This is a genomic window from Neobacillus rhizophilus (assembly GCF_018343535.1).
Taxonomy (GTDB): Bacteria; Bacillota; Bacilli; order Bacillales; family Cytobacillaceae; genus Neobacillus; species Neobacillus rhizophilus.
Genome location: NZ_JAGYPF010000001.1, coordinates 1,547,265 through 1,571,465 on the forward strand (window position 1 = coordinate 1,547,265; position 24,201 = coordinate 1,571,465).

General features: G+C 40.5%; 22 protein-coding genes. 6 read left to right on the top strand and 16 right to left on the bottom strand.

Going from position 1 to position 24,201, the window contains the following annotated elements:
* The first annotated feature begins 70 nt into the window (after window positions 1-70).
* The gene (gene ald, locus KHA99_RS07325) at window positions 71-1,204 is read left to right on the top strand and encodes an alanine dehydrogenase (RefSeq protein WP_213116732.1); all 1,134 of its coding nucleotides are present in this window, start codon (window positions 71-73) and stop codon (window positions 1,202-1,204) included.
* Window positions 1,205-1,238: 34 nt separating this feature from the next.
* On the opposite strand, the gene KHA99_RS07330 is transcribed toward ald, so the two are convergent.
* The 12 genes from KHA99_RS07330 to KHA99_RS07385 all read right to left on the bottom strand — a co-directional run bounded on the left by KHA99_RS07330 (window position 1,239) and on the right by KHA99_RS07385 (window position 14,871).
* Window positions 1,239-2,573 (bottom strand): UDP-glucose dehydrogenase family protein, encoded by a 1,335-nt coding sequence (locus KHA99_RS07330; protein WP_213116733.1) that lies wholly within the window; start codon window positions 2,571-2,573, stop codon window positions 1,239-1,241.
* A gap of 26 nt (window positions 2,574-2,599) precedes the next feature.
* Window positions 2,600-4,069 carry a hypothetical protein gene (locus KHA99_RS07335; RefSeq protein WP_213116734.1) on the bottom strand — a complete coding sequence of 490 codons (1,470 nt, stop codon included), beginning with the start codon at window positions 4,067-4,069 and terminating at the stop codon, window positions 2,600-2,602.
* Between the two features lie 67 nt (window positions 4,070-4,136).
* A complete protein-coding gene (locus KHA99_RS07340) occupies window positions 4,137-5,060 on the bottom strand; it encodes an FTR1 family iron permease (protein ID WP_213116735.1) in 924 nt (307 codons plus the stop codon).
* 37 nt (window positions 5,061-5,097) lie between these two features.
* Window positions 5,098-5,853 carry a hypothetical protein gene (locus tag KHA99_RS07345; RefSeq protein WP_213116736.1) on the bottom strand — a complete coding sequence of 252 codons (756 nt, stop codon included), beginning with the start codon at window positions 5,851-5,853 and terminating at the stop codon, window positions 5,098-5,100.
* Window positions 5,854-5,953: 100 nt separating this feature from the next.
* The gene (locus KHA99_RS07350; protein WP_213116737.1) at window positions 5,954-6,715 is read right to left on the bottom strand and encodes a glycosyltransferase family 2 protein; all 762 of its coding nucleotides are present in this window, start codon (window positions 6,713-6,715) and stop codon (window positions 5,954-5,956) included.
* Window positions 6,675-8,168 carry an alkaline phosphatase family protein gene (locus KHA99_RS07355; RefSeq protein WP_213116738.1) on the bottom strand — a complete coding sequence of 498 codons (1,494 nt, stop codon included), beginning with the start codon at window positions 8,166-8,168 and terminating at the stop codon, window positions 6,675-6,677. Before KHA99_RS07355 ends, KHA99_RS07350 begins: the two co-directional genes overlap by 41 nt.
* Window positions 8,169-8,170: 2 nt before the next feature.
* On the bottom strand, window positions 8,171-9,103 hold the full coding sequence (locus KHA99_RS07360) for a lysylphosphatidylglycerol synthase transmembrane domain-containing protein (protein WP_213116739.1): 933 nt from the start codon (window positions 9,101-9,103) through the stop codon (window positions 8,171-8,173).
* On the bottom strand, window positions 9,087-10,040 hold the full coding sequence (locus KHA99_RS07365) for an NAD-dependent epimerase/dehydratase family protein (protein WP_213116740.1): 954 nt from the start codon (window positions 10,038-10,040) through the stop codon (window positions 9,087-9,089). The genes KHA99_RS07360 and KHA99_RS07365 overlap by 17 nt, the downstream gene beginning before the upstream one ends.
* Before the next feature lie 97 nt (window positions 10,041-10,137).
* Window positions 10,138-11,313, bottom strand: a complete 1,176-nt coding sequence (locus tag KHA99_RS07370) for a hypothetical protein (RefSeq protein WP_213116741.1) — start codon at window positions 11,311-11,313, stop codon at window positions 10,138-10,140.
* A gap of 183 nt (window positions 11,314-11,496) precedes the next feature.
* A complete protein-coding gene (ribD, locus tag KHA99_RS07375; RefSeq protein ID WP_213116742.1) occupies window positions 11,497-12,591 on the bottom strand; it encodes a bifunctional diaminohydroxyphosphoribosylaminopyrimidine deaminase/5-amino-6-(5-phosphoribosylamino)uracil reductase RibD in 1,095 nt (364 codons plus the stop codon).
* Window positions 12,584-13,339 carry a GTP cyclohydrolase II gene (locus KHA99_RS07380; RefSeq protein WP_213116743.1) on the bottom strand — a complete coding sequence of 252 codons (756 nt, stop codon included), beginning with the start codon at window positions 13,337-13,339 and terminating at the stop codon, window positions 12,584-12,586. Before KHA99_RS07380 ends, ribD begins: the two co-directional genes overlap by 8 nt.
* 122 nt (window positions 13,340-13,461) lie before the next feature.
* Window positions 13,462-14,871: a SpoVR family protein gene (locus KHA99_RS07385; protein WP_213116744.1), complete on the bottom strand. Its 1,410-nt coding sequence runs from the start codon at window positions 14,869-14,871 to the stop codon at window positions 13,462-13,464.
* A gap of 198 nt (window positions 14,872-15,069) precedes the next feature.
* Between KHA99_RS07385 and KHA99_RS07390 the strand changes: the two genes are divergently transcribed.
* Window positions 15,070-15,324, top strand: coding sequence for a YhdB family protein (locus KHA99_RS07390; RefSeq protein ID WP_213116745.1), 255 nt, complete (start codon window positions 15,070-15,072; stop codon window positions 15,322-15,324).
* Between the two features lie 116 nt (window positions 15,325-15,440).
* Here KHA99_RS07390 and KHA99_RS07395 read toward each other — a convergent pair whose 3' ends face one another.
* Complete coding sequence (locus KHA99_RS07395) at window positions 15,441-17,183, bottom strand: phospho-sugar mutase (RefSeq protein WP_213116746.1); 1,743 nt, start codon at window positions 17,181-17,183, stop codon at window positions 15,441-15,443.
* Window positions 17,184-17,382: 199 nt separating this feature from the next.
* Window positions 17,383-17,781 (bottom strand): YhcU family protein, encoded by a 399-nt coding sequence (locus KHA99_RS07400; protein WP_213116747.1) that lies wholly within the window; start codon window positions 17,779-17,781, stop codon window positions 17,383-17,385.
* Window positions 17,782-17,908: 127 nt separating this feature from the next.
* Here KHA99_RS07400 and KHA99_RS07405 point away from each other — a divergent pair, with 127 nt between their 5' ends.
* Window positions 17,909-18,832, top strand: a complete 924-nt coding sequence (locus KHA99_RS07405) for an RluA family pseudouridine synthase (protein ID WP_213116748.1) — start codon at window positions 17,909-17,911, stop codon at window positions 18,830-18,832.
* Between the two features lie 39 nt (window positions 18,833-18,871).
* Here KHA99_RS07405 and KHA99_RS07410 read toward each other — a convergent pair whose 3' ends face one another.
* On the bottom strand, window positions 18,872-19,126 hold the full coding sequence (locus KHA99_RS07410; RefSeq protein WP_213116749.1) for a GlsB/YeaQ/YmgE family stress response membrane protein: 255 nt from the start codon (window positions 19,124-19,126) through the stop codon (window positions 18,872-18,874).
* 308 nt (window positions 19,127-19,434) lie between these two features.
* On the opposite strand from KHA99_RS07410, the gene KHA99_RS07415 reads away from it, so the two are divergent.
* Both KHA99_RS07415 and KHA99_RS07420 read left to right on the top strand, forming a co-directional pair.
* Window positions 19,435-20,052: a DUF47 domain-containing protein gene (locus KHA99_RS07415; RefSeq protein WP_213116750.1), complete on the top strand. Its 618-nt coding sequence runs from the start codon at window positions 19,435-19,437 to the stop codon at window positions 20,050-20,052.
* Window positions 20,053-20,063: 11 nt separating this feature from the next.
* Entirely contained in the window at window positions 20,064-21,065 is a 1,002-nt protein-coding gene (locus KHA99_RS07420) for an inorganic phosphate transporter (RefSeq protein ID WP_213116751.1), read from the top strand.
* 50 nt (window positions 21,066-21,115) lie between these two features.
* Here KHA99_RS07420 and deoC read toward each other — a convergent pair whose 3' ends face one another.
* Entirely contained in the window at window positions 21,116-21,790 is a 675-nt protein-coding gene (gene deoC, locus KHA99_RS07425; RefSeq protein WP_213116752.1) for a deoxyribose-phosphate aldolase, read from the bottom strand.
* A 220-nt stretch (window positions 21,791-22,010) separates the two neighbouring features.
* On the opposite strand from deoC, the gene KHA99_RS07430 reads away from it, so the two are divergent.
* The gene (locus KHA99_RS07430; protein WP_213116753.1) at window positions 22,011-24,185 is read left to right on the top strand and encodes an MMPL family transporter; all 2,175 of its coding nucleotides are present in this window, start codon (window positions 22,011-22,013) and stop codon (window positions 24,183-24,185) included.
* The last annotated feature ends 16 nt before the right edge of the window (window positions 24,186-24,201 follow it).

Genomic DNA, 24,201 nt, shown 5'->3' on the forward strand with positions numbered 1-24,201 from the left:
AATTCTTCCTTAAACCTTTTATACTTTATCCATAGGATTTTTGATTGAAGATTAGGGAGGAATTAACAATATGATTATCGGGGTACCTAAAGAAATAAAGAATAATGAAAATCGAGTAGCACTTACTCCAGCAGGTGTTATTTCATTTATTAATGCCGGCCACACGGTTTTAATCGAAAAGGACGCCGGAATTGGAAGCGGTTTCAATAATGAATCATACGAAAAAGCCGGCGCCGAAATTATTAATAGCGCCGAACAGGTCTGGATAAAAGCGGATATGGTTATGAAAGTCAAAGAGCCGCTCGCCAGTGAGTATCAATACTTCAGACAAGGGCTGATTTTATTTACTTATCTACACCTTGCTGCTGAGCCTGCATTAGCACAGGCATTAAAAGATAAAGGCGTCATTGCTATTGCCTATGAAACCGTATCAGTAAACAATACACTTCCATTGCTAACGCCGATGAGTGAAGTGGCAGGCCGAATGGCTGCACAAATCGGGGCCGCATTCCTGCAAAAAAATAACGGCGGTCAAGGGATTCTGCTTGCTGGTGTACCGGGAGTGAACCGCGGAAAAGTAACTATCATTGGCGGCGGTGTTGTAGGAACAAATGCGGCTAAAATGGCCATCGGCTTAGGTGCTGACGTAACGATTATTGACCTAAGTGCTGACCGGCTGCGCCAGCTTGATGATATTTTTGGTAATCAAATTAAAACTTTAATGTCCAATCCATATAATATTGCTGAAGCGGTTGCTGAAGCTGATCTGTTAATTGGGGCAGTGTTAATTCCTGGTGCTAAAGCGCCTAGGCTTGTTAAAGAAGAAATGGTGAAAGCAATGAAACCGGGGGCAGTTATTGTTGATGTGGCAATTGACCAAGGCGGTATCGTAGAAACAATTGATCACGTAACCACCCATGATAACCCAACCTTTGAGAAGCATGGAGTTATTCACTACTCTGTTGCCAATATGCCAGGTGCGGTTCCTAGAACCTCTACAATTGCCTTAACAAATGTAACGGTTCCTTATGCACTAAAAATTGCTGATAATGGGGTTTGTAAAGCGATTTCGGAAAACCCAGCATTGAAACTTGGCGTAAACGTGGCAAACGGAGAAATCACTTACGAAGCAGTTGCCCACGATTTGGGATATGCTTATGTACCTGTTGAAACCGCATTAGAAAAGGAACTTTCTTCAAAATAATCACGCTTGCTTACAAAAAGGAAATCCCATTTACTTACGGGATTTCCTTTTTCATTTTTCCAAATATACTGGGTCTGCCAATTGAGTGATATTCGATTGGATATTTTTCAACGATATCAAGCTGAAAGCAATTTCTTCCATCAAAAACAACCGGCTGTTTCATGAGTTCAGAAAAGGTATTTAAGTTAATCGTTTTAATTTCCTCCCAATCTGTCACGATCAACGCCAACTCAGCCCCCTTAAGTGCCTCATTTAGTGAATTTGTATAGGAGATGAGCTCCCCTAATTCCACTTTGGCATTCTCTATTGACACAGGATCAAAGGCAATGACTGAGGCCTCATCCTGCACCAACTGTCTTGCCAGCTTGATTGCAGCACTCTCACGGACATCATCTGTATCGGGTTTATAGGCAATACCTAATATCGCTACTCTCTTCCCTTTTAAATTAGAAAATCTGGTCTTTGCCTTTTGAAATAGTCGTAATTCCTGCCTTCGATTTATATGTAATGCTTCCTCCAGCAGTTTGTTTGGCTCTCCTGCCTTTTTGGCCATATTAACAAGTGCCTCGGTATCTTTCGGAAGGCATGAGCCGCCAAAACCGATGCCGGCATTTAAAAACGACAGGCCAATCCGATTGTCCATCCCCATTCCTGCTGCAACATCTTCAATATTTCCTCCGATTTGTTCGCAGTAATTGGACAAGACGTTCACATAACTAATTTTCAAGGCCAAAAATGCATTTGCAGCAACCTTAATTAGTTCTGCACTGCTTGTATCTGTTTTCATAATCGGAATGCCAAATGGCTTATATAAATCCTCTAAGCAATTTAAAGCATATTCACTTTCCGAACCAATAATGATCCTGTCCCCATGAAACATATCGTAAATAGCTGAACCTTGGCGCAGAAATTCAGGGTTTGCCGCCATGTGAAAATTGAGCTGTTGCGATAGATTTGACTTAATCCATCCCTTAATCTTTTCACTAGTTCCAGCAGGTACTGTACTTTTCGTTACGATAATGACATCTGGACGAACAATGGATTGGCCGATTTCGATTGAGACTTGGTTAATATATTGTAAATCCAACAATCCATCTATTGTTTTCGGCGTTCCCACAGTAATGATGATTATTTCCGCATCCTTATATCCCTCCGAAGAACTTGCCGTAAATGAAATCCTGCCCGCCTCTAAATTTCTCTTTAGCATCTCTTCCAAGCCAGGTTCATAAATCGTTGATATTCCTTTTTTGAGGATTTCAACTTTAGGCGATTCTTTATCAACACAAATCACCGAATGACCAATCTCCGCTAAACAAACCCCTGTGACTAGTCCAGCATATCCTGTTCCTGCGATCGTAATTTTATTCAATGCCTAAGTCCTTTCTCTTACAACAATTAATGGTCGATCCATTTATATAAGGTTATTTCATTATAAACTGGGTCATAAAGCTCTCGAGATTTGAAGCTCTTTAGCTTTTTTATTTTCCCCTTAACCGAACCCCCCTGCGAAACAAACCCTTTTACTACTTTGTCCGTCAGCAGCACCGTTCTTCCTTGATAATATTTTGTTTCCATTTGAAATAATTGGTACGTGTTAATCCTTTTGTGGGTGTACGGTGCATGTAAATATTGCAATACCCGTGTTTCCTCCCATGTGTAAAGAATAACCGGTTCATTCATTTTTTCAATATACGCATTCATTTGATAAACGGCAGGCAGTTCAGCCGCTTCCGTTTTTAATAACTCAACACTTTTTACTGTTTGAAATCCTAGCAAAATAACGGCTAAAACAGTGATGAACCAGGGAATCCTGTTTGCGAAAAGCTGAAAACAAAGATAGAAAATAAGCAGAACCGCAAGCGGGAGGATATGCCTTGGCTTTTCAATATTTTGTGCCAACAGTGCCCATAAAAAATAACTGAAAAACAACAGATAAATTAAATTTACCAAAGGCTTTCTTGCTTCATGCCCTATTTGGGTTCCCTTGCTAACTCCCAACATGATAAACAAGCAAAGATAAATAACAGCAATTATGTACTCTTTTGCGGCAATACCTGTCCAAAGAATATTATCCCATAAAAATATCGATGATCTCTTCAAAAAACTAATCTCAGATGTTTCGACTGCTCCGCCCCAATCTGTAAAATGTCCACTTGTAAAGGCTAAAGAAAGCTTAATAAAACCTGTCAGACTTCCCTCTGAGATGATTAGAGCGACAACCCAGCAGGCCTGAAAGACAAGCCCAAAGAGAGCATAATAACCTGCCTCTTTTACGGTTAGTAGCCCATTTTTCCATTTCCAAAAAAATAATAACAAGATGCCCAATGCAAACGGCAGATAGGAAAGACGGGTACCCAGCATGATACTTAAAATGCCTAATGGCAATAAAATAAGGGAGGAGTTGTGTCTTTCCATAGCTAATGAAAGACTCCAAACAAACCACCAAAATACAGCGAGCGCCGTACCTTCTGACATCGGCTGATTGACCATGATCACAATATAGGATTGCGAAAAAATGATGGCCGTTGCCAGCCATGAAAAGTGGTTAGGTAAAAATTTTCGAAATAATCGATAAATCGGAAAAAGCGAGCTTGCATAAGCCAGAATATTAAACATGGTCAGGGCCTCTGCTGGATTTCCTAAAAAAGGATAAAGGATTTTTCCACCCAATATAAAGAAGGGATACCCAGGAAAATGAGGCTGCATAGCCATTAAATCAAAACGATTAACCGCCAGGGAAAAATCCACCTGATCCCATGTTGAGGCGAATGGATTTAAAAAATAAAGCTGGGAGGCAATCACAATTATGATTGTAACCATGCTTATCGCAATTAGTAATCCACGATTGAATCCTGCTAACTTCATATAATCACCTCTTTTGGTAAGAGAAAAAGTACAAGGCTTCCGCCTTGTACTTTTTAGTTTCGCTGAACTATTTTGCCTGTGGTTTAAGCAGCTTGGCTGATTTGGCCGCTTCTTCCTTTTTTGCTTTTACCGGAGTATTTTTAGAGGAAGTAAGCAATAAAATAGCTACAAAATAACCAATATAGGCAAGTACCTCTTCAATCGAAGGCATCGATGAATAGCCGAATAATGCCTTTAAAAAGATGCCAATATCCCCTGAAAGGAGCGGCGCAGTACCATGATCCCGAAGATAATGGCTATAATCAATCGGATGCTCAGGTAAAAACCAGGTAAGGTCATAAACATGTGGAATGACACTGCCGATAATGTTTAAATCCTGCATCATCGAAATCGCCTGTACCAATAAGCCTGCGGAAATTAAAATAATAAATGCGCCAGTTAGTTTAAAGAAAGTGCTTAATGGAATTCTCATTGTCCCTTTAAAGAAGAAATATGAGACGACAGCGGCGATGATCCCCCCGGTTATTGCACCCCAGCCCTGCATGGCAGCGCCTATGTTACCGCCGGTAATAGCAGCAAAGAAAAATACCGTTTCAATTCCTTCACGAAGGACGACAAGAAAGGAATGAATGACCATGCCAACAACGTTGCCGGTGGTAATAAACTTACTCATTTTTCCTTCCATGTTCCCTTTTAAATCACGGGCATGACTGGCCATCCAAAACACCATTTGCGTGAGGAGGACGGTTGAAACAAGCATAATCCCTATTTTCAGATACATCTCGCTTCCCATTGCCGCAAATCCAGTAAACACGACCTGGAATAACATGGCCGCCCCAAAGCTCGCCAGGACGGCAAGGCCTGCTCCCAACCAGACATATTTGGTGTATTGCTTTTGGTTCACTCTTTTTAAATAGGTCGTAATAATCCCGACAATGAGCAATGCCTCTAAAACTTCCCGAAATGTAATCAGCAGCGCTTGAATTTCCACAGCCGCCTCTCCTCTCTCCAAAGGTGTCTTTTCGTTTTTATTTCCTTCTTCTTCGGACAACAAATATGACAACTGCAATAATCACTGCAGCAATTAAGATCAGCGGAATCCAATTTCGAATATTCGAAACATCTGTCCAATCCTTTTTTCCGCCGGCATTAGATTCTGTCGCACTCTCTGAAAAATGTCCTACATCAAGGCTTTTTATTTTAAATTCTGTTTTTAAAGTATCCAAAATCTCATCTTTATTTTGCTTAAAGGAATCTAGACTAGCTTCCTTTTTCCCTACGCCAAACAAACCAGGGTTCCCCAATGCTTGAAGTGCCTCATCAAAATCCGCTCGGATTTTCTTATTGTTTTCCGGATGCTCAGCTTCAACCTTTGGTGACAATGCTTCGTATGTAGCAAATCCTTTAGCAAGGAGTCTTTTCGTAGTCTCATATTCTGAAAAATTATTTTCAATACTATCAAGGCGTCTCGCGATATTTAAGACAAGAAGCTTTTCCATATTATCGGTTAGCGCCTGTTTATCTTCATCAGCCAAGTTTTTCAGAATAAGTTTTGAGGGCTCAGGCCCCATGTGCATATCAATTTCTTCTTGAACAGATTCATAAGACTTTTTTGCAGCTGTAAAATTTGGAGGATTCTCATCAAGCTTTACGAGCATTTCTTTGTAAACTTCAGCAACTTTCTCTTCGTTGGGGTCACCGTAGGAATAAGCCTCCACCCCGTGAATGGAAAGGGCATTTATGATAAAAAAAGTAATGAAAAACAATACTGAAAATTTCTTCATTAAAAAATTTCCTCCTCCACTGATAATGATAATGATTATCATCCTCGCTGTCAATCCGATAAATTAGAAATTCACATAAATAACATAATTATAATACTTATTAATCCTTCTTATTATTCATTAACGGAAAAACGCTGTCTTGTTCAAGATAAACCCTTCTCTTTCTAACAGGCCTTGTCATCTCTTTGATAATGGCCGGCAGGACTGAGGTCATATAGGCCCTAAACTTAATAAATGATTCTCCTGCTTTTCGAACCTGATAATGAATAGGAATTTCTTTCATTCGAAATCCTTTTCTTATTAAATTTAATGTAAGCACTTGGGCATAGTTATAATCATGAATGATTTCAGCCTCCCTCATTGCCTGTCTAGAGAAAGCCCGCATACCGGATTGACCATCATAGATCCATTTCCGAAGTAAGAGTGCTTGAAGTAGCGTAAAACAATAATTTCCGAGTCTCCGGTTCCACTTCATCCCCTTAATTGTTCCCATGAACCGTGACCCCATAACATAGTCACTCGTTCCAGTTAGGATAGGCTCAATTAATTCAGGAATCTGCTCAGCAGGATACTCATTATCCGCATCAATCATGACACCGATATCCGCCTTTTTCTCTACACAAAGCTCCAATCCTTTTCGAACAGCTGCCCCTAATCCTTGATTCTTTTCAAATGTATAGATATGATCTGCTCCAGCCCTTAGAGATTGTTCAACCGTTTGATCACTGGAGCCGTCATTGACAACTAAAACTTCTACTTGCACACGTGGATTAAAATCTCTAGGTATCTTTTTAATAACCTCCGCGATTGACTCTTCCTCATTATGAGCTGGAAGAAATACGATCACCTTTTGCTGCATCATTTATTAATACTTCCTTCCTAATTGCTTCGTTTAATACTGGCCCACGGGCTTTATTTGGAAACGGCGCCCCTAATAAATAGGAAATGGTTGAAGCAAGGGAAACAAGACTATGCTTTTCTTCGACAACCTTGCCACTCTCAATCGCCTGACCGTACATGAAAAATGGTACGAACCGTTCACCTTCATCGAGGTGACCGTGACCGCCAATGCCATCCGCCTGGCCATGATCCGCACAAACGATGAACGTGTAATTTTCCAGCATTCCTTTTTCCTTCAGCCAATCAAAATACTCTTTGACTAGCGCATCGGCTTCCTCAATCTTTTGAATATATTCGTCGTATAATACTCCCCGGCTGTGGCCGGTTTGGTCGGTACTGATCAACTGAACTATTTGCAAATCGGGATTTTTTTCCTCCATAATCAACTTTGCCCTCTCGATAATTTTTCGATCGACAACATCGTTATGCATGACCGCCGTGAAGGTATCAACATCACTGCCAAACGAATCAACCAGATGGGCCACTGCCAAAAGAGATCCCTTTTTACTAACCTTTCTTAAACTATCAAAAACACTTTCAACCTTAATTCCCAGCTTCCACACCATATTTGATTTAATCCCATGTTCAAATGGATAGGTTCCGGTAAACATAGAAGAAAAACAAACAACGGTTCGAGCAGGGTAGACCGTTTCCATCCGGGCATACTCTGTTCCATTTTTCCTTAAAAAATCAAGAAACGGCGTATTCGCCTCCTCAAACCTTTCCTTTCTCATCCCGTCAATGACCATCACAATAACTTTTTGATTGATTGCCCTTGTGGTTGCCACAACATTAGAGGTGTAGGTTGGAATAACCTTTGGTTTCCAATCAAAAAGATTTTTGTGAAGAATCCATGAAAATAGAAGGACTCCTACATAAAACAGGATAAGCTGTCCGATTTCAGCCCCTGCCCATATATGTTCCGAAAGCGAAAAATTCCATAGTGATAATAACAAAAGAAACTTTGGCAGCTGTTCCTGAGCATTGCCACTGGTAGAATCGCTGTTTTTCAAGACTAGCTTCCAAAAGCGGGTAAAATTAAGCCACGAGGTACCAATTCGTAAATGATAATAAAAGGTGCCCCAAAAAAAGACGGTAAAGAAGAAATATAATCCTACTGCCGTAAACAGTAATCCTAGATTCACGTTGTTCCAAATAATAAGATAGGCAACTAGCGGAATCCATAAATAATTTCTTAAAAATAACGGGAAATCAAAAACGTAATAAATCACTAGCAACGGCAAAATGGCTAACAAGCCTAGCAAAAAATCGGCTAGAAAGCCGGAATTTCCGAGGTTTGTAACCGAGTAAATCGCCATTGTCCCAACTGTAAAGATCGGTGTAAAGGGCTTCCCTTCGTTTAAAAGATTCCAGCATCTTGCTGCTGCTTTTTCAAAAGATGATGCTTTTTTCATTCTTATAATCCTCTCCTTGCTAGGATTTCTTTAATTTGATTAATTTTTGAGACAGGGGAATGGAGGAGCAGAAGCATTCCAGCTAAATAAGAAAAGACAAATTTATAGCTGTGACTGACAATGGCCGCCATATAGCCGTCTTTAACTGAAAAATGAAATGTCGTTAAAGCTGCCGTCATGACAGATTCATATGTTGAGATGCCACCAGGTGTAATTTGAAAAATTTGTCCGCCAACGGTAATCGAGTTAACCCAAATAGCCTTATAAATCGAAAGACCACTGCCCATGGAAGCAGTAACGCCCCATATGACAGCCCCTTCTAATGCCCAACTCACGGCAATCATAAGAAAAATAAGCAAGGCATTCCTTCCTGATAAATTGGTTTTAACTAATTGAATTTGCCTGTGAACAAATGTGGGAAGAAACCTCCACAACATGATACCTCCTACCAGACAAGCAATCGCTAAAATTACAATTACCAAAATTGAATACCGGAAAACAAACGCCTTTGCAAAAACAATCAAGCCAATAAAAGAAAAGAACAAGAGCATGGCCATATCGATAAACCGAAGTATGACCACAGATTGAAGGGATTCCCCCGGACTCACCTGTTTTTCTCTTAAAGACAAAACGCCTATCCTCACGACATCGCCAAGCTTGATGGGGGTAATATGGTTAACGAATAGGCTTAAGAGCACTCCCTCGAGGCAACTATAAAATTTGACTCTATTCCCAAAATACAATTTCCAGGCTTCAGCCCTGAGTATAAACGATAAACTATAGCAAATCGTCACCCCAATAATCAGATAGGGGCTCTCCCAAAAGAACCGTTTCGTTTCTTTTAAAAATTCTCCAAAATGAAAATAGCGGATGGACAAATAAATAAAGATGCCAAAAAGAATGACCCCTGCTATGTATTTAAAACTCTTTTGCATGCGCCTTTGCCCATTCAATTGTTCTGCTTAGTCCATCCGTAAATGACATAGACGGGTAAAAGCCAAGCTCGCCCTTAGCCTTCGAAATATCTGCCCATGTTGAATGAACATCACCCTGACGAAATCCAGCATGTTTGACCCTCATTCCGGGAAAAAAACCGCGCAGCTGCTCAATTAACTCTTCAATCAGGATTGGACTGCCTGAACCGATATTAAAAATAGCGTATTGATCCTTTTGCTGAAACGCACTAATGATCCCTGAAACGCAATCATCAATATATGTATAGTCCCTGGCTGTTCTGCTGCCAAATACGACAATTTCCTGGTCAGCCATCAACTGTTTAATAAATTTCGTGATCGCCATATCCGGACGTCCCCATGGGCCATAAACCGTAAAAAAGCGGAGAATAGATACCTGATAATCATAAATGGTCGAGTAGGCATGACAAAACGCCTCTGCGCCGTACTTAGCCGCCGCATACGGGGAAACTACCTTTCCATTAGCCATCTCTTCTTTTAACGGGATGTTTTGCTTGTCACCGTAGACGGACGATGACGAAGCGAATATAAACTGCTTGGCACCTGTTTCACCAGCAAGTCTTAAAGCGTTAATAGTTGCCTTGATGTCATAATCTACATATTCATTCGGAACCACAATCGAGTTGGGGACTCCAGGAATGGCAGCAAGATGAATGACCTTATCAGGCTTAAATAAATGAAAAAGGTCCCTTACTTCCCCTTCATGATGAATCAGGCTCTTCTGATAAAAGGTAAATTTCCCGGCACGTTTGATCATTTCAAGCTGCCGCTTTTTCCTTTCAACGGAGTAATACGGGTGTAATTCATCAATGATTAGCACTTGGTGCCCTTCTTTTATCAACCTGCTTGATAGGTGGGAACCAATAAATCCTGCTCCACCGGTGACGATTATTTTCAAGTAAAAACACCTCTACAACACAGTAATATTCCCATTTTCTCATAACTGGAGACAAAAGGAAAAACCTTGCGTCTTTCATCAAGGTTTTTCCTGAAGATTATTTCGCCTTTTCTACGATAGTGTTCAGAGAAGCAATAAGTTGGTCTACCTGTGCAACGCCTGCAGTCTTATCTTTCGCTTTTGCTGTTTCAACATATTGCTGCGCTTTCTCAGTTAAGGATTTATATTCTGCTTCTCCAATAAGCGCTTTAATATCTTCACCAATCACATCGATAAATAAAGCTCCCTCCAACCCAGTAATGACACCTTTATCTTCACCAATTGATTCTTTACTTTCTTTGTATTCATCAATGGCAATTTTCGCAAAGCCACGAACAAATGCTTTATTAACAGCTGCTGGATCAATTGTTTTGGCATCTGTTTCAAGATTAAATTGCTTTTCAATAAAGGCAGTTTCGTCAGCAGCATGCTTATTTAAGTAAGTATAAATGGATTGGAAGAAAGCCCATCCTTCAGCCTGTTCAACCTTTGCAAGAGCAGCATCCTTCTGTGCTTCAGCTGCTGCTTTTGTTGCATAGCCGTTAGGAAGCGCGCCGGTTGCAAGATAGAAGGTCTTCATTAACGTTTTATCGATTACTTGCTTACCTAAGTTTACTGCCAATTGGTCATTGTTTTTAATACCATTATCAATTTCGCTAAAGCCGCCCTCAATGGCGCTTACCATATTTGTTCCATAGGCAGCATCACGCTTTTCAACAGTCGATTTGATGATAGCATAAAATTCTTTTGCTTCCTCAAGTTCTTTATTTACTTCTTCTGTTTTGCCCCAGTATTCTACCATCTCTGTGAAATCATGCTTGATGGATGTATAGAATACCTTTTGCATTAATTTATCAAAAATTTGCCTTACCACTACTTTATCCATGGAACCGTCTTTCCCTGCTGCTAATGCGGTCGTTATTTTTTCATCCAGAGTATCTTGGAATTCCGCATCACGTTGTTTAACTAATTCTTGTAAATTAGCTTTATACAATTCTGTTACTTTATTAAAATCGACTTCCTTGCCTTCTTTGGCTTTATCAAGTTCAGCAATAGCCTCTTTATATGAATCTGCATAGTTTGCTTCTTCTTTTTCTGCTGCTTCTTTCTTTTCGGCTGGCTTTTCTGTATTTTCAACCTTTGACTTGTTTTCTGTCTCTTCTGCTTTTCCGCATGCACCTAGAATAAGTGATAATGCTGCAAGTGATGTAATAAGTTTCAGTTTTAGTGACATGTTGTAACTCCCCCGATTAATTTTTATGTAAACCATTTATTTGATAATGATTATCATTCACATTTTTGATTATAGAGAGAATGATTCTCAATGTCAACGTTCTTTTTTGAGGTTTCACAAAATATACACGATTTATAGATAAAAAAAGACTGCCCTAATGAACTCTTAAGGCAGTCATCTTTATTAAAAATTATATTTTGGATAACCAATGAATTTAAAATCTTTTCCGATTGGTGTAAAGGAACAGTCTGTTAATTCAACTGCATCACGCATTTTTTCTATACCTGTACCTTCAAGGAAGGTTGGTGCATTAGTACCGCCAATTAGTTTAGGGGCAAAATACAATACCACTTTATCGATCAGTTTTTTTTCAAGGAAAGAAGCATGAACCGCCCCTCCCCCTTCAATAAACACGGAGGAAATGAGATTTTCACCCAAAATACGTACAACCTGTTCTGGACATACACGGTTTGACCCATTTGTTTGAAAAACTTTGATTCCCAAGTCCTCTAATCTGTTTTGCTTTTCAGTATCATACTGTTCACTAGTAAAGATCCAGGTTGGAGCAAGTTTGTCCGTAACCACCTTAGCATCCAGCGGAATTTTTAAGGTAGAATCCAAAATAACCCGTAATGGGTTTCGTCCGTTCGGAATGCGTGCCGTTAATTCCGGATTATCTTTTATGACAGTATTGATTCCCACAAGAATGGCCATATTTTCGTTTCGCAGTTGGTGGACATCGAGTCTTGCTTCCTCGGCGGTAATCCACTTGCTATCAGAGGTATGGGTGGCAATTTTTCCATCCAGGGTGGATCCAGCCTTCATGGTCACAAATGGCGTTTTTTGAACGATAAACTTATTAAAAACCTCATTCATTCGGTTGGATTCCGCTTCCCGAACGCCGACCACGACCTCAATTCCGGCATCTTTAAGAATTTTAACGCCATTTCCCGCTACCACCGGGTTCGGGTCGAGGGTTGCGATTACTACCTTTTTAATCCCTGCTTCCACTAAAGCAACAGCACAAGGGCCTGTCCTTCCGTAGTGGGAACATGGTTCAAGGGTTACATAAATGGTTCCGCCTTTTGCTTTCTCACCTGCCATCCTTAAGGCATGAATCTCGGCATGAGGTTCACCGGCCTTCAAGTGGGCGCCGATTCCGACCACCCGGTTATCATTAACAATCACCGCACCCACTAATGGATTGGGGTCCGTCTGTCCCTTCATCGCCCCAGCATTTTTTAATGCTAAATCCATATAAAATTCGTGATTAGTCATTTGGACAAGTCCCTTCGTCCTTTAAATGGCCTGAACGGTTAATCTTTGTTTGCAGGTATTTTTCGTTATACTCGGATACATCTCCCCATAACGGCTTCCTCCCGGAAACAGGTAGACCAGCGTTTTTCAATGCATCTAATTTTTTTGGATTATTTGTAATCAAGGTTACCGGTTTAGAGCGCAATGCTTTAAGAACCCGAATGGCATCGCTATAATTTCTTGCATCATCCACGAATCCAAGAGCATGATTCGCTTCGACGGTGTCATAATTGTTTTCTTGAAGGATATACGCCATTGCCTTGCTAAATAAACCAATTCCACGCCCTTCATGATTGGCCAAATAAAACAAGGCGCCTGTCCCATGTTCGACAATCATTTTCATGGACCGTTTCAATTGAAAGCCGCAGTCGCATCTTTTGCTGCCAAAAATATCGCCTGTGTGGCAAATCGAATGCATTCGCATAATTGCATCCTCACCATATGTGAAGTCGCCATATACAAGAACACTGGATTGTTGAAGCTCGGCTAAATTAACCGAAGACAATTTATCAATAATCCTTTCAAAATCCTCGGTTACCTCATTGCAATTCAGCCAACAATACCAATGAAATACAACGGTTTCACCGTATAAATTTACCGGAAGGCGAATCGGTCCAACTAAATAGATGGCACCTTTTTCTGTTTTAATTAATTGAATTTTATCTTGAAGCACATCAAGCACTTTAGAATCCAATTTGGTATCTTTCATCATTCAATCCCCCTTAAGATTAGTTTGGATTAAGGTATGTATTTTCATTTATGACACAATAAAAAAGAGACTGAACTTTTTCAGCCTCTAACATAATATCATGTTTGTCATTAAGTGCATATTTATAAGTACTTGCGGTGAACTCCTTTACCATCATAGGAAAACAACATGGCTCTGTCTTCAATGGTAGTTTCCATATGGACCGGCCTGCCCCAAAGCTGATGTACATATGGCAGAACCTTCTCAAGATATTTGACATCAAGCTCTACACCCTCAAACCAATGCTTCAAATATAGCTCGCCATTTTTCATATAGTCGCCATCATTCACCGTGATATACGGGAATCCACCATTTACCCGCATATTCACCAATTGATCGCGGACATGTTCCCATTCTTTATCAACAATCTTATAATCGCGGCCTTGCCTTTGGAAAAGATACATATCTTCCCTAAAGACTAAATCCTTGGTTAAATAATTCCTAAGGAAGGAAATATCCGATTCAATTTCCCTGACTTCAAAGATTTTCTCACGTCCTGAATTCGGCTCAACACCTCGTCTTTTCATTTCCTCAGACGGATTATTATATCTATCCTCGATGTCTTCGAAAATTTTCAAGCCAAGATAATAAGGGTTAATTCCCGTTTTTGACGGCTGAACGACCCCAGCATTTAATTTGGCAAACTCAATGGATTCTCCGCTGGTCAGATTCATTTCCCTTAATATCCTTTGATGCCAGAAAGAGGCCCAGCCTTCGTTCATGATTTTTGTTTCTAACTGCGGCCAGAAATACAGCATTTCTTCCCGCATCATCGTAAGAATATCACGCTGCCAATCCTCCAGCTCGCGGCTATATGTTTCAATGAAGAGTAATATATCTTTCTCTGGTCTTGGCGGAAATTTTTTTCGACGTGGCGGCTTTGAATCCTTTTCGTCTTTTTTGTCCAAACCCCAAAGATCATCATACGGTGAAACTGCCCGGTGTTCTTCCTCGTCCTCATCGTCCTCCAAGGACCATGCCAATTTTGGACGCATCAAGGAAGGGTCGATATGCTCATCAATAGACAATATTGCATCAAGAAAGCTTTCCACTTCTTTTTTTCCATATTGAATTTCGTACTGATGAATTCTTTCCGCCGTAGCTGCCATGCTTTCAACCATATCCCGTTTTGTATTTTGGAACCGGACATTGTTTTTAAAGAAATCACAATGGGCCAAAACGTGGGCAACAATCAGTTTATTTTGGATTAACGTATTGGAATCCAGCAAAAATGCGTAACATGGGTCAGAATTAATGACGAGTTCATAAATCTTACTTAGACCTAAATCATAATGAATCTTCATTTTGTGAAATTGCTTCCCGAAGCTCCAGTGTGAAAATCGGGTTGGCATCCCATAAGCTCCAAATGTATAAATGATTTCGGCAGGGCAAATTTCATAACGCATCGGATAAAATTCTAAGCCAAAACCTTTGGCGATTTCCGTTATTTCATCGATCGCATATTCGAGTGCCTTCTTATCTCCCTCATTCATCAGCCATTCCCCCTTTTCCTCTTACCACAATGTATGAAGAAAGAGAAGGATTGATGAAACAAGATAATAACAATTACAAAATATACAGGTAAATGTTGAAAACGTTGTGAGGACAAGGTGTCCAAATTTTTGCGTGAAAGTTCAGCGCAAAACTTCATAAAATAATCTCAACTCCTAGTAAGGAGGAGAGAAAATTAAATGAATAAATTGGATTATGACCGGGCGCTGTTTTATACACACCGGTCTGAATGGGATAATTTATTGATATTAATGGTGAGAACCACAGACCAGTTCTTATCTAAGAAGATTGAACATTTCCTGCACGCCTACAATTTTGAACGCGACTATTCCGTTATCGAGACCAAACTATACAGCCTGCTTCGCTACATCGACCATGCCAACGAAACATTTGAACAATCGCCAAATGAGATACCGATGTATAGTCTTTCCTGAAACATCAAGTGGATACTGATTTTATTAAAGAACCTTTTTCCAAACCAAACCTATGAATTCCACCAAAAAAACACGGCATCCAAAACCTTTTGGATGTCGTGTTTTCATAAATAATACTATACGTTTTGAATTTGCTTAACCTTTTGATCAACCAAATCCATGAAGTCCTTTTCAATGGTTTGCAATTTGCTTTTGCTTTCCGCAAGTGTCCCGCTGTTAACACCAAAGTAAAATTTAACCTTTGGCTCAGTCCCCGATGGGCGTAAGCAAACCCATGATCCATCCTCAAAAATATACTTCAACACGTTTGATTTTGGAAGGTCAATTTTCTCTTCTCGGTTATCAATCGTCCTAATACCTGTTAAATAGTCTTCTGTTACAGACGTTTTTAAGGAACCCAGCCCCGTTAACGGTTCGCTGCGGAAGGAAGCCAAAATACGCTGAATCAATTCTGCTCCTTCTTTTCCCTTTAATGTTAAAGAGCGGAGTCCTTCCTGGTAATAGCCGTATTTTTCAAAAACCTGCATCATACCTTCATATAAGTTCAATCCCTGCTTCTTATAATACGCGCAAACCTCTGTCGCCAAAAGGGCTGCTTGAACGGCATCCTTATCACGGGCAAAGTCGCCGATTAAATAGCCGTAAGATTCTTCATAGCCAAATAAATAGGTATGTTCACCTGTTTCTTCATATTGCTTGATTTTTTCGGCAATGAATTTGAAGCCAGTTAAAACATCGACCGTTTCTAAATCATAGGCTGATGCAATTTTGCGTCCTAATTCAGAGGTTACAATTGTTTTTAACACCACACCGTTTTGTGGCAAAGTCCCTTTTTGCTGTTTCTGAGAAAGTAAGTAATCAAGCAATAATGCTCCGGTTTGGTTACCGGTTAATACTACATACTCACCCTCTGGATTTTGAACAGCTATTCCCAGGCGGTCAGCATCTGGGTCTGTTGCAATTAACAGGTCGGCCCCCACAGCTTTGCCATCACGAATGGCTAACTCAAAAGCGGCATGTTCTTCTGGGTTAGGGCTTTTCACGGTTGAAAACTCGGGATCAGGCAGTTCCTGCTCCTTTACCACCGTTACATTTTTATAGCCTAATGCCCGAAGCGCAGCCCGGACAGGTTTATTCGCCGTCCCATGCAATGGTGTAAAGACAATTTGAATATTCGTTTCTTCGGCAAGCTGCGGATTTTCGGAAATCGTCTTTAGCTTATAAATATAGGCTTGGTCGACTTCTTCACCAATGGTTTTGATTAAACCGGAAGCCCTTAAAGTTTCTTCCTTATCGACCTTGATAACCAATTCATTGTCAATTTCATTTACTTTCGCAATAACCTGATCGGCAGCCTCCGGAGGCAGCTGACCGCCATCTGATCCGTATACTTTATAGCCATTATATTCCGGTGGATTATGGCTGGCGGTAATGACAATCCCCGAAAATGCGTTTAAATACCGTAAGGCAAATGAAAGCTCCGGAGTAGGGCGAAGCTCATCAAACACATAGGTTTGAATTCCTCGCGTTGCAAGGGTTTTAGCAGCCTCCAGCGCGAATTCCGGTGATTTATGGCGAGAGTCAAACGCAATGACAACGCCGCGTTGTTTTGCTTCTTCCCCCTGCTCTTCTATGTATGCAGCCAGACCAGCTGATGCTTTGCGGACAGTATATATATTCATTCTATTTGTCCCGACACCAAGTTCTCCGCGCATTCCGCCTGTTCCAAACTCTAAATTTTTATAAAAAGCTTCTTCAAGCAGTTTTTCGTCTCTCTCAAGCGTTTTTAATTGGCTCTTTAATTCGGAGTCCAATTCATTAAATTCGATCCAGCTCTTTGCTGCATTTCTCCAATTCATTTTAGGTTCCCTCCAGTATGTTATCTATACCTAATATTGGTTCTAAGCAGGTGGTTGATACTCCTTTAAAACCTAGCGTCAAAATCCCGACAATTTTCGCAGGCCCAATATTTTCGGCAATCCAATACTTATATTACATTAAAATGAGCCGTTTTTTTATAAAAAAAAGAAAAAGCCAGCATAACGGCTTTTTCTTCTATTAAATAAGCAGTTGGTTATCTGCCTTCGTGTAAATGCTGAGAACAGTATTTTTCATGCTTTTTGCTTCAGCAAACTGTTCAAACTCAAACGGAAAAAACAAGCCGAAATCATGAAGGTTTGCCACATTTTTATTAAAAATAGCTTCGTATTGGTCGTCTAGCTGATGTGACTCCAGTATCGATATTAAGGTTTGAATACTGGCCATCACTTGAAACGCATCCTTTAACGTGCTGAATTCTTCAAAATGTTGTTTAGAGGTATGCAATATTTTTAATTTTTCAAAGCGGTTAATTTCTTCGTCCGTAAAATATAGCGGAAATATATTGGAATAAATATATCCCACGAGCTCACAAATTTTTTCTTCCTGACTTGGAGTCGAGGCAAAAACGATCTTCACTCCATAACCCACCTTTGCTCACGCGCTTATTTCTGTCGTATTATATATGATAAGAATAACATATCTTAGTTTGTATTTAGGGTGGTAATTACTGTTAGCTGCCCTGCTGGAATAAGAAGGAGATATTATGCTGAAAACAATACGGCTCGGGGAATGGTTTCAGATTATCGTTCCTAAAAAATGGGCAGGAACGACAATCGAAGAAATCTTCCGTCATGAATGGGAAGCCCCTAAAAAGTTAACACATGCGTTTCGAATGGAAAAAAAGGTTCAGGTTGATGGCACTGAATGTTCCTGGACGACTCCGCTCTCAGAGGGCACGAAACTGCAAATTCAATTATTTACCGAAGAGGAACCGCATGTGATCCCTAACTATCTGGATATCGATGTCCTCTTTGAGGATGACCATTTATTGATTATTAATAAACCGCCATTCATGAACACACATCCAAATGACTCTGAAAATGATACCGATACTTTAATCAATGCAGCGGCCTTTTATTTGCAAGCAAAAGGGGAAATCAGGGATGTCCGCCAGATTCATCGGTTAGACCGTGATACTTCCGGTGCCATCCTGCTAGCTAAACATGCACTGGCAGGAGCACTTTTGGACGGAAAGCTTGCAAAAAGGGAAATCAAAAGAACATACCTTGCCTTGGTCCATGGATTGTTGAAGCAAAAAAAAGGGACGATTAATGCCCCGATTGGCCGCGATCGGCATCACCCCACCAAAAGAAGGGTATCCCCCTCTGGGCAAGCCGCGATTACGCATTATCAAGTGGTGAAGGAAGACAGAAAGGGTAATTTATCCTACGTAAAATGCTGGCTTGATACGGGGCGGACGCACCAAATTCGTGTGCATTTAAGCCATCTAGGCCACCCTATAGTTGGGGATGTTGTTTATGGGGGGAAACCGCTCGTGAACAGACAGGCCCTCCATGCCGGAAAACTGGAGTTAACCCACCCCTTAACAGAGGAAAAAATCGTTGTATATGGACCATTTACGGATGACCCGGTTATTTTTAAAGAATTTGATATTTACTCACTATAAAAAGCCTCCCAAAAATTCGGGAGGCTTTCTTCATGATGATTAGTCTGCTTTCCTGAAGGCCCTCATGATAAAGCTTAATAAAAGCACTAGGACTGCTGCACCAATGATCGCCGGTATGATGGCGAAATCAGCCACATGCGGGCCCCAGTTTCCCAATACCAGAGTCCCCAACCATGCACCAACAAAACCAGCAATGATATTACCAATAATTCCCCCAGGTACGTCTCTTCCTACAATAAGGCCGGCTAACCAACCGATTATACCGCCAACAATTAATGCCCAAATAAAGCTCACATAGAACACTCCTTTTTTAGTATTCATTCGATTTTTTCTTGAGCCTGCCAAGCAGAGCATCTGAGGATGTCTGCCTGTTACCTTATAAATTACCCTGTTTTCTTTTTTTTACTCATGGCTATGCCAAAATTCATACATAAATTTTGGCATCTTGGCAAAAGTAAAATAGTACATCTGCAAAATAATTGTCTGAAAATTCTTTTGTTAAGTTTTTGTAAATTTATTTTTAAATTATTTATTTTTTACACTATCTTCATTAAAATTATTCCGTTGATGAACAACACGTACAAATATGGAGGGTATCTCTAATGGCATTTAAGAAAAATGACAAATTCTCAGTTTTGCTAAGCAATATTTCTTCCAACCTTAAAGAAGGGGCAAATTTTTTTACAGAATATAAGCTGAAAAACGTCAGTGATTTAAAAATTTTCTCTGAAAAAATGAAGGAAATTGAAACGAAGGGAGATTCCTTTGTTCATGAAGTCATTAAAGAATTAAATGATGCTTTTATCACACCAATCGAACGGGAAGACATCCTTCACCTTGCAATGGTAATGGACGATGTATTAGACGGTCTTGAAGCAACTTCCGCATTATTTGAAATGTACTCCATCACTCAGGCAGATGATTTCATGCTTCAGTTTGTGGACGCCATTCGAGGCAGTGTTATTGAAATTGATAAAGCCGTGGAGCTTCTATCTAATAAAAAGCTTCCGCAAATAAGAGAACATGCTATAAAAATTAAGGATTTCGAATCCAAGTGCGATAATATTTTACGACAATCCATTAAAAATCTGTTTAATGTAGAAAAGGATCCAATCCGTATCATCCAATATAAAGAAATTTATGAGAACCTTGAGGACGTTGCCGACAGCTGCCAGACAGTTGCCAATATTCTTGAAACCATTATCATGAAAAATGCATAAGGAGTCTTAATATGAGTGCTGTCTTAATACTTACAATATTAATCGTCATCGGGGCTCTTGCATTTGACTTTATTAATGGTTTCCATGATACGGCAAATGCAATTGCTACCTCGGTTTCGACAAAAGCATTGAAACCACGACAGGCAATCTTGCTTGCCGCTGTCATGAATTTCGTCGGGGCCCTTACGTTCACAGGCGTTGCTAAAACAATTTCAAAGGATATCGTTGACCCATTTAATTTAGCGCACGGATCAATTGTTATCTTAGCTGCACTGCTTGCGGCAATAGCCTGGAATTTAATCACTTGGTATTACGGAATCCCGAGCAGTTCTTCCCATGCACTAATTGGTTCCATTGCCGGTGCCGCTGTTGCAGCGGAAGGACTAAAAGTATTAAATTACACAGGATTTATAAAAATTCTGGAAGCTTTAATCCTTTCACCGATTTTAGCTTTCGTTGTTGGTTTCATTATTTATAGTATTTTTAAAGTTGTTTTTAAAAATTTCAATTTAACAAAAACAAATCGAAATTTCCGTTTTATCCAAATCGCAACTGCGGCATTGCAATCTTATTCACATGGAACAAACGATGCCCAAAAATCGATGGGGATTATCACAATGGCACTGATTGCGAATCAGTATCTTCCACATAATGCCGAGGTACCTTTTTGGGTCCAATTATCCTGTGCGATAGCGATGGGACTTGGTACTTCTATCGGTGGATGGAAAATTATAAAAACCGTTGGCGGCAAAATCATGAAAATCCGTCCAATTAATGGTGTTGCCGCTGATTTAACTGGTGCAGCAATAATTTTTGGCGCCACTTATATCCATTTGCCTGTCAGTACAACACATGTCATATCTTCCGGAATTTTAGGTGTGGGTGCTTCTCACAGACTTAAAGGAGTCAAATGGGATACAGCCCAACGGATGCTGATTACTTGGGTAATTACTTTGCCAATAACCGCACTATTAGCTGGTATTTTATATTACGTTCTACATCTTTTCTTTTAGTCACGAAAGAGGCTGTCCTTTAAGGGCAGCCTCTTTTTGTCATATAAGTATTAGTAGTTGCTTGAGGAAACTTCTCCTTTACAGATGGCCACACCTGAACTTGCGCCAATCCGTGTTGCACCGGCTTCAACCATTGCAAGGGCATCTTCCCTGCTTCTTACGCCACCGGATGCTTTAACACCGATATCCGGGCCAACTGTTTCGCGCATTAAGCGGATATCTTCTACCGTAGCCCCACCGGTAGAGAATCCTGTCGAAGTTTTAACAAAATCAGCACCAGCCTTGACTGAAAGCTCACATGCCCGTTTCTTTTCTTCATCAGTCAACAGTGAAGTCTCGATAATGACCTTTACTAATGCTTGCCCCTTCGCTGCCTCCACAACACTGCGAATGTCCGATTCAACTAAATCATCCTGCTGATCTTTAAGTGCACCAATGTTGATGACCATATCCACTTCATCCGCACCATTGTCAATCGCATTTTTTGTTTCAAATGCTTTCGTCTCTGAGGTCGTTGCCCCAAGCGGAAAGCCGATGACAGTACAAACTTTAACATCTGGTGTATCTTTAAGTATTTCAGCAGCTGTTTTTACCCAGGTAGGATTTACACAAACGGAAGCAAATGAATATTCTTTTGCCTCTTCCGCTAATTTAACGATTTGCTCTTTTGTTGCTTCTGGTTTTAATAATGTATGGTCAATCATTCTTGCTATGTTTTGGCTCATTGCTGATTCCCCCTATTTTTATATCATTATGTATCTTAGCTTGCCCAGAAATAACTATAACAAAGCGGTTGAACATTTGTAAATATGTACATTTTCACTGGATAAGAAGGGAAATATTTATAGAAGGTTTTCTTTTTAAAAAGTCATGAAATAGTCAAACGTTTATCGCTGTAATATTTGTATACTTAATTTGGTTGTTATTTTTTATTGGGGTGATGGGTTGGAAAAGCTCGGTGGATTTATTTATCGGAATCGAAAATGGGTGATACTGGTTTGGATTTTAGCTATTATCCTGTTTGGCTTTTTCGCTTTGAAACTGCCTGCGGTGTTAAGCGGAAACGGTTTTGAATATAAGGGAGAATATAACGAAACGAGGCGGATTTTGGAAAAAGACTTTGGACAGGCCAAATCCTCTATCATCCTTGTTTTTCAAAAAGAAAAGGGCGTCAGCGATGAAAAGTTTCAGGATTTTATGCAGGATACCTTTGTAAGACTTAAGGACTTTGACCATGCAGAGGACATTATTCCCCCATTTGCCCAGGACGGTATGATAAAAGGGAATTACGCTTATGGCATGCTTACTTTTAATAAAAAAGCGGAAAGCCTTGGGGCAGAAATAAGCGATTTAAAAAAGCTGCTTAAAAATAAAAAGGGGTTAAAGGTAACGATGACGGGGGAACCAATCATCGTTAAAGATTTAAATACAGCCAGCCAAGAGGATTTGGCTAAAGCGGAGATGATTGGCCTGCCAATTGCCCTGCTCGTTCTCATCCTCGCTTTCGGCAGTCTTGTCGCTTCAGCCCTTCCGCTGATTATTGGTGTGGTATCCATTTTAACCACCATGGGGACAGTTTATTTTTTCAGTTACGGCATCGACCTAACTATTTTTATTTTAAATATAGTGCCGATGATCGGTCTTGCCTTAAGTATCGACTTTGCGCTGTTATTTATTAACCGCTATAAGGAAGAATTAACAAGGAAATCAGTGGGCGAAGCCATCGCGATCACCGTTGCCACGGCCGGCAGGTCCATTATCTTTTCCGGCCTATGCGTATTTATCGGATTATCAGGGCTTTGGTTTATCCAAATTGATATTTTTCAAAATGTCGCCCTTGGCGGAATGACTGTCGTCCTTGTTTCCGCACTCTGCTCTTTAACGTTTCTGCCGGCGTTCTTGGCACTATTAGGACACAGAATCAATAAATTTAGCTTGTTGCGGATTTCAGACAATCGGCTAAGCGGCTGGTACTTATTTGCCAAGTTTGTCATGCGCCGGCCCGTTCTGATGGCAGTCTGCGCTCTAGCCATTTTGCTGGTTGGACTTATTCCTGTTAAGCAAATGGTTCTTACGATTCCGGGCACCGATTCCCTGCCGCCTAATTATCCATCACGTGTCGCTTTAGAAAAATTTAAGGATCATTTTTTCGAAAAAGAAAAACGCGATGAAAAAAAGGTATCGATTATTCTGGAGACCAGCGGCGGTGTGCTGACGAGGGATAATCTCGAAAAGGTAAGCCTAGTGATCAATAAATTGGAGAAGGACCCACTAGTTTATACGGTCGATTCGCCCTTTTCTGCCTTTGGCATTAAGAATGCTGCGCAATTCCAACAGCTGCTGCTTTATGGCGAAATGAGCAAGCTTACCCCTGTTTTCGATCACTTCATCCGTGAAAATAAAATGCTTGTTGAGGTCTACTTAAAGACCGGTGAGCATTCAGCTAAAGCCCGGCAATTGGTTAAGGATTGGTCGGACAAAGATTTAGGTGTGAAGGCTTCGGTTGGAGGTCCCATTAAGTTCGAGCAGGAAATCTTTGATGAGATTATCGAGAAGGCTCCGTATGGTTTGCTGTTGATTATGATTTCAACTTTGGTAATTTTAATGGCTGCTTTTCGGTCGATTCTCATTCCGTTTAAAGCCATCTTGATGAACGCCTTGAGCCTTGGCTGCACATTTGGGATTGTTGTATGGGTTTTCCAGGAGGGACATCTCGGGGTTTCTCCCGTTAACATCGGATTGATTCTGCCCGTTTTTGTGTTTACGCTTGTATTTGGACTGTCAATGGATTACGAGGTGTTCCTCATTTCCAGGATACAAGAATTTTATTTGAGGACTGGCGATAATACCGAAGCGACCATTTCCGGTTTAACGTATACGAGTAAAATCATTACCTCCGCGGCAGCGATTATGATTGTCGTAACAGGTGCTTTTGCTTTTACTGGCGTCATGCCCATCAAGCAATTGGGAGTCGGCATTGCGGTCGCCATCTTTATTGACGCTACCATTGTCCGGATGGTCCTTGTTCCTTCTTTAATGAAGCTGTTGGGTGATTGGAATTGGTGGTTTTTTGGATTCAAGAATAAACGTGATATTTCGCATCGTAAAAAGCCAGCCTGATTGGGCTGGCTTTTGC

Excerpts from the sequence above, each read along its gene's own strand:
- KHA99_RS07415 (WP_213116750.1), top strand. The coding sequence starts at position 19,435 with ATGGCATTTAAGAAAAATGACAAATTCTCAGTTTTGCTAAGCAATATT.
- KHA99_RS07350 (WP_213116737.1), bottom strand. The coding sequence starts at position 6,715 with ATGATGCAGCAAAAGGTGATCGTATTTCTTCCAGCTCATAATGAGGAA.
- ald (WP_213116732.1), top strand. The coding sequence starts at position 71 with ATGATTATCGGGGTACCTAAAGAAATAAAGAATAATGAAAATCGAGTA.
- KHA99_RS07385 (WP_213116744.1), bottom strand. The coding sequence starts at position 14,871 with ATGAATGAGGGAGATAAGAAGGCACTCGAATATGCGATCGATGAAATA.
- KHA99_RS07335 (WP_213116734.1), bottom strand. The coding sequence starts at position 4,069 with ATGAAGTTAGCAGGATTCAATCGTGGATTACTAATTGCGATAAGCATG.
- ribD (WP_213116742.1), bottom strand. The coding sequence starts at position 12,591 with ATGACTAATCACGAATTTTATATGGATTTAGCATTAAAAAATGCTGGG.
- KHA99_RS07420 (WP_213116751.1), top strand. The coding sequence starts at position 20,064 with ATGAGTGCTGTCTTAATACTTACAATATTAATCGTCATCGGGGCTCTT.
- KHA99_RS07405 (WP_213116748.1), top strand. The coding sequence starts at position 17,909 with ATGCTGAAAACAATACGGCTCGGGGAATGGTTTCAGATTATCGTTCCT.
- KHA99_RS07370 (WP_213116741.1), bottom strand. The coding sequence starts at position 11,313 with ATGTCACTAAAACTGAAACTTATTACATCACTTGCAGCATTATCACTT.
- KHA99_RS07355 (WP_213116738.1), bottom strand. The coding sequence starts at position 8,168 with ATGAAAAAAGCATCATCTTTTGAAAAAGCAGCAGCAAGATGCTGGAAT.
- KHA99_RS07390 (WP_213116745.1), top strand. The coding sequence starts at position 15,070 with ATGAATAAATTGGATTATGACCGGGCGCTGTTTTATACACACCGGTCT.
- KHA99_RS07360 (WP_213116739.1), bottom strand. The coding sequence starts at position 9,103 with ATGCAAAAGAGTTTTAAATACATAGCAGGGGTCATTCTTTTTGGCATC.
- KHA99_RS07395 (WP_213116746.1), bottom strand. The coding sequence starts at position 17,183 with ATGAATTGGAGAAATGCAGCAAAGAGCTGGATCGAATTTAATGAATTG.
- deoC (WP_213116752.1), bottom strand. The coding sequence starts at position 21,790 with ATGAGCCAAAACATAGCAAGAATGATTGACCATACATTATTAAAACCA.
- KHA99_RS07345 (WP_213116736.1), bottom strand. The coding sequence starts at position 5,853 with ATGAAGAAATTTTCAGTATTGTTTTTCATTACTTTTTTTATCATAAAT.
- KHA99_RS07380 (WP_213116743.1), bottom strand. The coding sequence starts at position 13,339 with ATGAAAGATACCAAATTGGATTCTAAAGTGCTTGATGTGCTTCAAGAT.